This window comes from Actinoplanes sp. NPDC024001, assembly GCF_040638955.1.
GTDB lineage: Bacteria > Actinomycetota > Actinomycetes > Mycobacteriales > Micromonosporaceae > Actinoplanes.
Genome location: NZ_JBEZZB010000370.1, coordinates 1 through 1,550, shown reverse-complemented (window position 1 = coordinate 1,550; position 1,550 = coordinate 1). Strand labels below are relative to the sequence as shown.

The window sequence follows — 1,550 nt, the reverse complement described above, 5'->3', positions numbered from 1 at the left end:
TTCTACGGCAATCTGACCCAGTCGCAGATCGCTGAGCAGATCGGGATCTCGCAGATGCACGTGTCCCGGTTGCTGACCAAGGCCCTGACCAAGCTCCGCGGCCAGCTGACGGCCGACGCGATCTAACTTCTCTCCCTCCCCAAAGACGGCGCCGGCCCAGCCGGCGCCGTCACTCTTTTCTCTTCACCCCCCGCGCCGGTCTCTCACCGCACTCCCCGCCCGCGCCGTGCCGGCCTTTGCTCGGCCGGTCCGCGCTTCCGTCATTCAGCCCGCGCCGTGCCGGCCTTTGCTCGGCTGGTCCGCGCTTCCGTCACTCAGCCCCGGGCGTGCCGGTCCTTGCTTCGCCGGTCCGCGCGTTGCCGGTCGGTGCTTCTGTCACCGAAGGGAGGCGGCGGCCTTGTCCTTCGCCTTGCCTCCCGGGTCCGAGGAACTCGCCGAACCTTGCGGAGCTCGTGCTGCTCTCGCCGCCGGATCAAGGGCTGCAGCTGACTTCTAAATCGGGAAACTGCTCCAGCTTTCGGGGCTGACCGCCGATTCGGCCCTGAGGCGGTGAGCTTCGGCAGTCCTTCCCCTGAGACGCCCGGGTTCTTGTGTGCCGCAAACCAAGGGGTGAGCCGCTCGCGCTCCGGGGTAAGCCGTCCGGTCTGCCGCCGGGACTGGACGGACCTCTGCCTACTGGATCTGGGCGGGCAAGATGGACACCATGACCGCGCTGCCCGATTCGGTGCCGCATTCCGGCGCTGTCGAGTTGCGTTGCTGGACGCTGGACGACTTCCGGGGTTTGCGGCATCTGCGGGCGGCGCTCCGTTCGGAGTTGGCCGCAAGGGGAGCCGGCGAGTTCGGCGATCTGGTCGATCGCATGGTGGTCGTGGCGACCGAGCTGGCCACGAACGCGCTGCGATACGGACTGCCACCCACCGAGGTCCGCCTGCTGCACGCGGATGACCGCCTGATCATCGACGTGGCGGATCGCGACCTGGAGACGGAGCCGCGCTTCGACCTTGACCGGCCGCCGGGTGCGGGCGGCCTCGGCCTGGCCCTGGCGCGCACCTTCGCCGCCGACGTCGGCTGGTTCAAGACCGGGGAGACCAAGCATGTCTGGGCCGGCTTTCACCGTACGTAGTGAAGTCGTATCGCGAATGCGATTGTGGCTCACCAATGGTGTGGGGAAGCAGCCGTCACAACCGCCCCGGAAGGGTAGGGGGCCGATTTGGCGCTGCGGGAACGACCGGGTAATGTTCTCCGAGCCGGCAGGGAAACGGGCGAGCGAGCGGAGAGATCCGCAGCGGCCGTCCTGCCAAACCCCAAGGATCGAGTGCGACGACTCGTCGTGTACTCTTCCGCGGGGCTCGAACGGATCGCCAATCCATTCGAATTTGCGAAAAACGCGGATTTGACGGAGCGGGAAACGGGCGAGTAACGTAGAGCGAGTGCCCCGGGCGGCGGGCCGCGAAAGCGGAACGCAGGATGGTGTGCGGTTGTTCTTTGAGAACTCAACAGGGTGCTTGATAAGCCAGTGCCAATTATGGCAATACCCCGGCTCATCGTTT

The 1,550-nt window shown here is 66.5% G+C and carries 2 protein-coding genes; both read left to right on the top strand.

Annotated elements, in window-relative coordinates:
• The coding region (locus tag AB0F81_RS51245; RefSeq protein ID WP_360211770.1) for a sigma factor-like helix-turn-helix DNA-binding protein at positions 1-126 on the top strand (126 nt) is incomplete at its 5' end.
• Between the two features lie 577 nt (positions 127-703).
• On the top strand, positions 704-1,123 hold the full coding sequence (locus tag AB0F81_RS51240) for an ATP-binding protein (protein WP_360211767.1): 420 nt from the start codon (positions 704-706) through the stop codon (positions 1,121-1,123).
• Positions 1,124-1,550 lie beyond the last annotated feature (427 nt).